The sequence below is a fragment of the Actinophytocola sp. NPDC049390 genome (assembly GCF_044466355.1).
In the GTDB taxonomy this organism is placed as follows: Bacteria; Actinomycetota; Actinomycetes; order Mycobacteriales; family Pseudonocardiaceae; genus Actinophytocola.
Genome location: NZ_JBITMQ010000002.1, coordinates 194,296 through 203,209, shown reverse-complemented (window position 1 = coordinate 203,209; position 8,914 = coordinate 194,296). Strand labels below are relative to the sequence as shown.

The window sequence follows — 8,914 nt, the reverse complement described above, 5'->3', positions numbered from 1 at the left end:
CCCGGCCCGCCCCCCCCCCAAACATATCGCTTGGTTTTTTCCGCCCCCCCCCCCCCCCCCCCCAACCCCACAACTCGGTATGTCCGAGCGCGCGACTCGCGGTGTTCTGGCGCGTGACTCGCGGGGTTGGCTACTCTTGTGTCTGGTGTCTACGTATGTAGACTGCGGGCGTGGTGCTTCGCATTCGGGACGTTCACGTCACGCCCGTCGCGTTCCGGGATCCGCCGCTGCTCAACACGGTCGGCGTGCACGAGCCTTACGCGTTGCGGGCCATCGTCGAGGTGGTCACCGACTCCGGGTTGTCCGGGCTCGGCGAGACCTACGGCGACGCCAAGCACCTCGCCCGCCTGCGTGCCGCCGCGGCGGAGCTGACCGGTGTCGACGTGTGGCACACCCAGGAGATCGCCCGCCGGGTCCGCGGGAGCCTCGCCCGTGGGCATGACAGCGGCGACGGCGGGCACGGCATGAGCGGCATGGTCACCGGCAGCAGCACCGCCGACCGCGTCCTGTCGCCGTTCGAGGTCGCCTGCCTCGACCTCCAGGGCAAGGCCGTCGGCAGGCCCGTGAGCGACCTGCTCGGCGGCGCCGTCCGCGACCGCGTCGACTACAGCGCCTACCTCTTCTACAAGTGGGCGGGCCATCCCGGCGCCGAACCCGACGCGTACGGGGAGGCCCTCGACCCCGACGGGCTCGTCGCGCAGGCCCGGCGTGTCGTGGACGAGTACGGCTTCACCGCGATCAAGCTCAAGGGCGGCGTGTTCCCGCCCGAGGAGGAGATCGCCGCGATCACCGCGCTGCGCAAGGAGTTCCCGGACCACCCACTGCGGCTCGACCCGAACGGCGCGTGGGGTGTGGCCACGTCGATCGCGGTCGCCGAGGAACTGGACGGGGTGCTCGAGTACCTGGAGGACCCGACCACCGGCATCGCCGGCATGGCGCGTGTCGCCCGCGAGTCGCCGATGCCGCTCGCCACCAACATGTGCGTGGTCGCGTTCGAGCACCTGCGGCCTGCCGTCGAGGAGGACGCCGTCCAGGTCATCCTCTCCGACCACCACTTCTGGGGCGGGCTGCGCCGCTCCCAGTCGCTCGCGAACACGTGCGACACGTTCGGGCTGTCGCTGTCGATGCACTCCAACTCGCACCTCGGCATCAGCCTCGCCGCCATGACCCACCTCGCGGCCGCGACCCCCAACCTCACCTACGCCTGCGACACGCACTGGCCGTGGAAGGCCGCCGAGGACGACGTGATCCTGCCCGGGGCGCTGTGGTTCGAGAACGGCGCCGTGCCCGTGCCCACCGGCCCCGGGCTGGGTGTCGAACTGGACCGCGACGCCCTCGCGCGCCTGCACGAGCAGTACCTCGCGTGCGGCATCACCGAACGCGACGACACCGGCTACTACCGCCGCACCCACCCCGACTTCGACCCGACGGCGCCGCGATGGTGAACCTCCTCGTCACCGACCCGCTCGTCGCCGACCACCTCGACGAACCTGCGCCTGCCGCACGTGCCGGGCGCGGGGGGCGACCGGGTGGCGCTCGACGCGCTCGCGCCCGGCGTGACCGTGTGCAACACCTTCCACCACGGCCGGTCCATCGCCGAGCACGTGGTCATGGTGTCGCTGATGACCGGCCGCATGCTTCGCCAGGGCGAGTGGATCTCCGTCGCGGTCGACCCGGACGTGCGGATGAACACCACACTCGCGGGGCCGCACCGTCGGCGTCGTCGGGCTGGGCGAGATCGGCTGCGAGGTCGGGCGCGGCCTGACCGGCCTCGGCATGCGCGCACGAGCCGTTCGCCGCACCCCGGTCGCACCGGCCGGGCTCGCGCTCGACCACGTGGCCGACATGTCCGGACTGGACGAGCTGCTGTCCACATCGGACGTCGTGGTGCTCACCGTGCCCCTGACCGCCGAGACCCGCGGCCCACTCGTCGAACGTGGTGATGACCCCGCACGACTCCGGCCACACCGACGAGACGTTCCGCGGCCGCGCGGCGGGGGCGCCGCTCGTTGACGTGGTCCGTGCGGGCCGCTGATCACCATCAGGCACAATCAGGCCCGTGATCTGGGTGTGGGTGGTCGGCGTCGCGGTGCTTCTGGTGGCCGGGTTCGCCGTCGCGTACCTACCCAGGGTGCGGGCGCGGTCACTGGACAACCGCACCGCGTGGTCGGCCGCCAGAGCCGCCATCGACAGCGCGGCCATCAGCCGCGACGCGGCACCGGACGACGTGCCCGAAGCCGACGACCTGTTCGCCCGCGCGGAGCTGCTCGCCGCGGGCGAGGGAGGGACGGCCGCCGCCAAGGAGGCGACCGCCTGCGCGGAACGCGCCGACCGACTGTGGCGGGAGGCCACCGATGAGTGACCGCCTGCAGCGGCTGCGCTGGGTCTTCCTCGCCGCGGCCGTCGTGATGATCGTCGTGTTCCTGCTGGCACAGCGGCAGACCGTCGACGTCAGCTATGCCCAGTCACCGTCCGGAAAGGACACCGTCGACGAGGGCGACGCGGGGGAGCTGACCGACACCGACCTGCCGTCGACCGGCGAGCTGACCACCATGCTCGACGAGGAACGCATCGTGCGGCTACCGGGCGCCATCGCGTACTGGGACGAGAAGCTCGTGTCCGACGCGCTCGGCGACGCCGACATCCGCATCCTCGTCACCCCGCCCGGCCTGACGGAAAAGCAGCACGACCAGCTCAACGAGGTCGAGAACGCGACCATCCAGGTCGTCGGCACCCAGGTCACCGGCACCCTGTACGGGGCGACCTCCGACGACAACGCGGGCTGGCGCGCGCAGTTCACCACCGGCGACGTCACGAGCCTCCTCATGACCATCATCGCGAGCGAACGCGACCAGGAGCTCCCGGCCGACGTCGACCTGTTCCGCTGGCGCGCACCGACCGCCGCCGAGCTGGCGCCGGTGGTCGCGGACCTGCGTGCCGACCGCCTCCACCGCGCCGACGGCGCGACCCTGACGGCCGTGCCGGACCGTGCGGACACCGCCTTCCCCGACGAGGAACCGCTTTTCGCCGCGTTCCCGCAGCAGCCGCACGGGCAGCCGGTGCCGGAGTACGGCGCCGCGCTCGAGAAGGAGTTCCCCGGCAGGCCGATCGTCGTGATGTACGGCAACTGGGCCGAGTACTACGGCCCGCACGCGGAGTCGTTCTCCGACGTCGTCGCCGCCGGGATGTACAACCGGTTCGCCGACCGGCTCGCCTCCTACGCGTACCCGCAGGACAACGTGCTCGGTGTGTACCTCAACCAGGTCACCGACGTGCGCTACGCCGGACTGTTCGACCGGCCGTTGCCGTACCAGCCGTTCGACCCGCTGCGGGTCGCGTTGCCGGTGCTGCCGTGGCTGTTCGCGTTGTGCGTGCTCGCGTTCCTCGGGTTGTCCGTCCGCAGGGTGCTCGGTCCGGGCGTCGGCCCGCCGCGCACACCGCCCGCCCGGCTCGCCGGGCTGACCACGCTCGCCATCGAGATGTCGGGCCTGTCCCGCGACGCCGCGCTCGCCAGGGCGATCACCAAGCTGGGGGAGGCACGCGCGTCGGTGGCGGACGACCTGCCGTACCGGCACGTCCGGCGGCTGCTCGACAGCGCGGAGTCCGAACTGGACACCGCGGCTCGTGCGCTCGGCCGTGCCGACTACCGGCCGGTGAACTATCTCGCGGGCGGTATCTCGTGAACCGCGTGCGGAAGTTCCTCGCGACCCCGTTCGGGCTCGCCACGGTCGCGTTGCTCGTGCTGGCGGGCTGGGCGTCCTGGACAGCCGGGATCTTCGACGGCGCGGTCGCCCGCGAGGTGCGCACGTCGTCGGTGTACGTGGCGCCGGGCGTGGACGTGGACGAGGCGGCCGCCGAGAAGATCATCGGCAACCGCAGGCTCGTCGTGGTGTTCATGGAGCGGGACGCGGACCTGTCCGAGGGCTGCGACGACGTCTCCGGCGCCGCGGACGGCACACTCGTGCTGCTGCTGAGCCCCGGCGATGACGAGTTCGACACCTACGGGTGCGCGCAGTTCCCCGGTGACGACGACGAGAACTTCGGCAGGGCGTTCGTCGCGGAGACCAGGATCAGCGGGGGAGCGGACCAGTTCACCGACCGGCCGATCGAGGCGCTGCGGGTGATCGCGGTGAACTACGACAGCCTCGTGAAGTCGGGTGCCGTGCCGGACGGGGCACGCACGATCAGCCCGTCGCTGCCCAGGTACCTGATCGCGCTCGCCGCGCTCGCGGCCGTGCTCGGTGGTGCGCTCACGCTGTTCGTGCTCGGTCGCCGGGCGGGCAGGCTCGCCGCGACCCACCGCGCGGAACGCGAGGCCGCGACGGACGAACACAGTGTGCTGAACGCGAAGGCGGCCGTGCTCGCGAAGCACGTCATCGACCTCGACGGGCGCGCCGACAGCCTGGGGAAGGACTTCCGGCGCAAGTACCGGGAGCTGGCCGCCGACTACGCCGAGCTGGCCGCGGACCTCACCGACGGCGAGGTCCAGCCGGAGCTGCGGGAGAAGGTCGACGCGCTCACGAAGCGGGCGGAGCAGCTGGCCGGGACGCGACCGAAGCGCCGCCGCGGGAACTGACGAACGCGGCCGACCTTCCCTTGGCGCTCACCACTTCCGCAGCCCGTCGAACTTGCGCCGGGCACCGATCGCTTGTTTGAGCACGCGCTTCTCCAGGTCTGCCCGGCGAAGCCGGTCCAGCCGCGTGAGCCCCAACGCGGCGGCGACGGCGAGCAGGCCGTCCGCGTCCAGGTTCTGTGCGCGGAGGTACGCGGCGCCCTCCTCCTCGGTCTCGGTCTCGCGCAGGCGCGATGCGATGGCCGCCGCCTCAGCGTCCGGCTTGTCTTCCGGCTTGTCGATCTGAGGTGGAGGTGCGGTGGTCTGCCGCGCCTGACCGTGACCGACCAGGAGGTCGACGAGACGGTCGCGGGTGAGGTGGCTGTAGCGCCGGATGCGCAGCGCCTTCGCCACCGCGTGGAGCTCCCTCCTGGTGAAACCGGTCTCGGCCAGGTAGGTCCGTCGTTCGTCCTCCGATGCCAGTGTCGGCAGGAGACGCGCCACCCGCGACGGATCGCGGGAGGGGACCTGTTCCTCGTCGGCGTGGACGACGGCCAGTCGCACCGTGCCACCGGCGATCGCCCGCAAGGTGGCTTCGTCCTGTCGCGTCAGGAACTCGTACACGCGAGCCTGCAGGGCGGCGAAGCTCGTCAGGTCGTTCACCGGCGACCACCCCCGGACAACGCGAGCGCACCCAGTACTTCGTCGGTCAGCTGGTCGAACTCCCGCACGACCTCGTCCTTCCCGGTGGCGCGCAGCATCGCCGGCACGCCGCTCTCACCCGCGTCGCCGAAGTGGCGAGGACTGTTGCGGACCGTGCTCGCCAGCACGGGAACCCGCGAGTTCACGCGCACCTCCTCGATGTAGGCGTGCTGGGCGAGGGTCACCTGTCGCGCGTAGATCTGGACCATCGTGAAGACGACCCCCAGGAAGCCGGGATCGATCGGCCGGTGACTCCCGGGGCTGCGCTTGTGGTTGACGAAGTCGTTGTACTGCTCCACCAGGCCCGCGCAGTTGCCGACCAGGTAGTCCAGTCCCAGTGTGGAGAGGTAGTCGGCCTTCGCCGGCACGAGGATCTGCTCACTCGCCACGATGGCCGTCTTGGTGACCAGGCCGAAGTTGGGCGCGCAGTCGATGAGCACCAGGTCGTACGCGGTGAACGCGCTGTCCTCGAGCGCACGCCGCAGGCACCCGTGCAAATCGAGGAACTTCCGCATCGACCCCTCGAGAGTCGTGGCGCCGCCCAGCCGGGCGGCCAGCTCGAGATCGATGTCGATGAGCCCCAGGTGAGAGGAGATCAGGTCGAGCCGGCCCGTGGAGCCGGCGAGGGCCCTGTTCACCCGCTCCGGCGTGACGACGAGATCCGCCAGCGAGACATCCCGCCCGGGCACGTCGGCTTCGTACCACTGCTTCACCGTGCGGTTGTCGTTCTTGAGCCGATCGTGCCAGTCGTCGATCGAGAAGAACGAGAACGTCAGGTTCGTCTGCGGATCGAGGTCGAGGAGGAGCACGCGCAGACCACGGCTGGCGGCGACCGCGCCGAGATTCGCCGTGAGGGTCGTCTTCCCCACGCCGCCCTTGTAGTTCATGACCGCCACGACCCGCATACGCCTCTCCCGGTGTCCCGTGCCCGCGTGCTCGTCGATTCCGGTCAGCCGGCTGCCGGCGGGTTGATGCCGCTGACGTGGACGTCCCTGGTGCGGCCGAAGATGTTGTTCATGTTCTCGGACATGTGGCGGTCACCTTTCGGGAGCAACGGATGCGGGCACATCCTGGTCACCGCCCATGGACCGGTCATGCATCAGAGATGGACGCGGGTCCACTCACCAGGCGCTCGCCGACCTCGGCGGCTTCCGGCACACCCATCTCGGTGTACGCGGCGTGCGCGGACTGCCAGTGTGTCCGCGCGGCGACCGGATCGCCCGCGGCGAACAGCGCGTCGGCGAGTCCGTTCTGAGCTCTGGCGAGTTCGTAGCGGCTGTCCACCGCGGTCACCGAGTCGATCAACTGCCGCAGGCAACGCACGGCGTCGGACGCCTTCCCGGCGGCGAGCAGGGTGACCGCCATGTCGTTGGTCGCGGCCAGCAGTCCTTCCCTGCTGCCGATCCGGTCGGCCAGGTCGATGGCCTGCCGGTGATGCGCCAACGCCTCGTCGAACCGTCCTTCCGCGACGAGCAGGACACCGAGATGGCTGAGCACCTTGCACTCGTCAGCCCGGTTGTGCGTCTGCCTCGCCAGGGCGAGTGACTGTTCGTACCGGGCTCGTGCTTCGGTGTCCTTGCCCATCCGCCAGAACGCGGTGCCGAGACCGTCGAGCGCCCGGCATTCACAGAGGTGGTCGCCGATCGACCTGGTCACGGCGAGCGCACGGGTCAAGTTGTCGACGGCGGCGGGGTAGTTCCCCAGCCGCAGTTCGGCGAGGCCGATGTTGCACAACTGGCGTCCGCGGAACGATTCGTTGTTCTTCGCGGCGGCGAACTCCATGGCTCGCCGAAAACAGGGCAACGCGGCACGGTAGTCACCGAGACTGGTCAGCAACAGGCCCACGTTCCCCGACAGGTAGTTGGCGTAGCCGGACTCTCCGGCGGCCGAGAACGCCCTGATCGCCTCCTCCAGGATGACGAGTGACTCGGTGGCCTGCCCCATCTGCCAGTGGGTCATGGCCAGCCCGTTCAGCACGTGCCCTCGTGCGACGCCGGACGCGACCCGCATGGCGTTCCAGTACAGGGCGAGTGCGTCACTCACGTGTACGCGGGCCTCGAAATAGCTCGTCAGCACGCACGCGAGCCACGTCACGTGCTCGTCACGCCCCTCGGCCAGCGCCCACCCGGACGCGACGACGAGGTTGACCCGCTCGGTGTCCAGCCAGGTCATCGCCTCGTCCGCCCCGTCGAACACGAGTCCCGGCACCTCGGAGCCGGGCAGGTCGGCCCACCGGTCCGCCTCGTGGGCGTAACAGGTGACGAGCGCGGCACGGGCGGTGGCCAGCTGGAAGTGGAGCAGCCGGACCGCGGCGGCCCGGCGCACGCGAGGCTGGACGTCCTCCCGGACGCGCTTCTCGGCGAACACCCGGACCAGGTCGTGCAGTTCGTACCGCGACCCGCGGGCGGTGACCACGTTGGCAGCGACCAGGTCGTCGAGTTGTCGGCGGACGACGTCGACGTCGACGCCGGCCAGGACCGCCGCCGCGTGGTCGTCGACATCGCGTCCCGGGTACATGGCGAGCAACCCGAGCAGGACCCGGTCCGGTTCGTCCAGCTCGTCGTACGACGTGCGCAACGCGACTTCGACACCGTCGTCCAGCCGCAACATGGTCCGCAGGTCTGCGAGGCGGTCACGGTGGTCGGCCATCGTCCAGCCACGTGAGGCGGCCAACCGGCGGGCCACCAGCGCGAGGGCCAACGGCAGCCTGCCGACCATCTCGACGATGTCGGCCGCCTCGCCCTGCTCCGCGTCGACGCGCTCGGCGCCGATGCCGTCGCGGAGCAACTCCACCGACTCCTCCGGTGTGAACACGTCCAGCGCCACGTTCCCGGCCGCCGCCAACCCGACGAGGCGGCGCCTGCTGGTGACCAGCACCATGCTGGTCGGAGTGGCGGGCAACAACGGCAGCACCTGGTCGACCGACGCGGCGTTGTCCAGCAGGATCAGCGCGCGCCGTCCGTCAAGCAACCGGCGGAACAGCGCGCTGCGGCCGGCGAGGGTGAGGCAGCCGATCTCGCTACCGGACGCCCCGAGCCTGCGCAGGAAGCCGTCGAGCACCGCGGCCGGGTCCGCGGCGGGCCGATCCGCGTCGAAGCCGCGCAGGTCGACCACCAGCCGCACGTCGGCGAACTGGTTCCGCTCGGCGAGCAGCCGCGCGACCTCGCTGGCGAACCGGGTCTTGCCGACCCCGGCCATGCCGGAGATCACCCAGACCCCGCCCTCGTCCGGCCCGGTCGCCAGCACCTCGCGAAGGTGCGCCTGCCTGCCGACGAACCGGCCGACCCCGGCGGGCAGCTGGTCGGCGACGCCGATCACGGCCGCCTCGGTGGCCTTGCCGGTGATCACCCGGTGCGCCTGCCGCCATTCCGCCGCGACGTCCATGCCGAGCAGGGCCGCCGCGATGTCGACGACCAGTTCGACGTCCATTCGGCTGCGTCCCGGCCGCAGGCAGCGGTACACCGTGTTGTAGGCGGGCAGGTCGGCCGTCCCTCGGGCCGTGCGTAACCGCCGCACCCGCCGGTGCAGTTCCCGAGTGGTCAACCCCGCCCACGCCAGAGCCTGTCTCAGCCGCTGCGCCAAGTCGTCGTACGACCGTGCTCCGACCGGACTCGGCGGTTGTTCCTCCGTCACGGGGTGCTCCCTGAACGACAAGCGGGC

General features: G+C 71.0%; 9 protein-coding genes and 1 pseudogene. 5 read left to right on the top strand and 5 right to left on the bottom strand.

The genetic code is table 11. The annotated features are described in order from the left end of the window. Positions 1-170 precede the first annotated feature (170 nt). Entirely contained in the window at positions 171-1,445 is a 1,275-nt protein-coding gene (locus ACIBVP_RS07120) for a glucarate dehydratase family protein (RefSeq protein WP_396105101.1), read from the top strand. On the opposite strand, the gene ACIBVP_RS07115 is transcribed toward ACIBVP_RS07120, so the two are convergent. Next, positions 1,397-1,636: a hypothetical protein gene (locus ACIBVP_RS07115; RefSeq protein ID WP_396105100.1), complete on the bottom strand. Its 240-nt coding sequence runs from the start codon at positions 1,634-1,636 to the stop codon at positions 1,397-1,399. The genes ACIBVP_RS07120 and ACIBVP_RS07115 overlap by 49 nt on opposite strands. Positions 1,637-1,713: 77 nt before the next feature. On the opposite strand from ACIBVP_RS07115, the pseudogene ACIBVP_RS07110 reads away from it, so the two are divergent. The 4 genes and pseudogenes from ACIBVP_RS07110 to ACIBVP_RS07095 form a co-directional block, all read left to right on the top strand. After that, a pseudogene (locus ACIBVP_RS07110) lies at positions 1,714-2,013 on the top strand (NAD(P)-dependent oxidoreductase); the annotation flags it as partial. 46 nt (positions 2,014-2,059) lie between these two features. Then, complete coding sequence (locus tag ACIBVP_RS07105; protein WP_396105099.1) at positions 2,060-2,362, top strand: DUF6403 family protein; 303 nt, start codon at positions 2,060-2,062, stop codon at positions 2,360-2,362. After that, positions 2,355-3,683, top strand: coding sequence for a hypothetical protein (locus ACIBVP_RS07100; protein ID WP_396105098.1), 1,329 nt, complete (start codon positions 2,355-2,357; stop codon positions 3,681-3,683). Before ACIBVP_RS07105 ends, ACIBVP_RS07100 begins: the two co-directional genes overlap by 8 nt. 5 nt (positions 3,684-3,688) lie before the next feature. Next, a complete protein-coding gene (locus ACIBVP_RS07095) occupies positions 3,689-4,576 on the top strand; it encodes a hypothetical protein (RefSeq protein WP_396105097.1) in 888 nt (295 codons plus the stop codon). Positions 4,577-4,603: 27 nt separating this feature from the next. Here ACIBVP_RS07095 and ACIBVP_RS07090 read toward each other — a convergent pair whose 3' ends face one another. Genes ACIBVP_RS07090 through ACIBVP_RS07075 form a run of 4 tightly spaced genes read right to left on the bottom strand, consistent with a single transcriptional unit; the run spans position 4,604 to position 8,797 of the window. After that, a complete protein-coding gene (locus ACIBVP_RS07090; protein WP_396105096.1) occupies positions 4,604-5,215 on the bottom strand; it encodes a hypothetical protein in 612 nt (203 codons plus the stop codon). Beyond that, on the bottom strand, positions 5,212-6,159 hold the full coding sequence (locus tag ACIBVP_RS07085; RefSeq protein WP_396105095.1) for a ParA family protein: 948 nt from the start codon (positions 6,157-6,159) through the stop codon (positions 5,212-5,214). The genes ACIBVP_RS07090 and ACIBVP_RS07085 overlap by 4 nt, the downstream gene beginning before the upstream one ends. Positions 6,160-6,203: 44 nt before the next feature. Further along, positions 6,204-6,350, bottom strand: coding sequence for a hypothetical protein (locus tag ACIBVP_RS07080; protein ID WP_396105094.1), 147 nt, complete (start codon positions 6,348-6,350; stop codon positions 6,204-6,206). Continuing rightward, positions 6,347-8,797, bottom strand: a complete 2,451-nt coding sequence (locus ACIBVP_RS07075) for a tetratricopeptide repeat protein (protein ID WP_396105093.1) — start codon at positions 8,795-8,797, stop codon at positions 6,347-6,349. Before ACIBVP_RS07075 ends, ACIBVP_RS07080 begins: the two co-directional genes overlap by 4 nt. Positions 8,798-8,914: the final 117 nt, after the last annotated feature.

What these genes read in the sequence shown, in the direction of transcription:
- ACIBVP_RS07115 (WP_396105100.1), bottom strand. Translation starts at nt 1,636, where the DNA reads ATGCGGCCGGTCATCAGCGACACCATGACCACGTGCTCGGCGATGGAC.
- ACIBVP_RS07100 (WP_396105098.1), top strand. Translation starts at nt 2,355, where the DNA reads ATGAGTGACCGCCTGCAGCGGCTGCGCTGGGTCTTCCTCGCCGCGGCC.
- ACIBVP_RS07085 (WP_396105095.1), bottom strand. Translation starts at nt 6,159, where the DNA reads ATGCGGGTCGTGGCGGTCATGAACTACAAGGGCGGCGTGGGGAAGACG.
- ACIBVP_RS07080 (WP_396105094.1), bottom strand. Translation starts at nt 6,350, where the DNA reads ATGACCGGTCCATGGGCGGTGACCAGGATGTGCCCGCATCCGTTGCTC.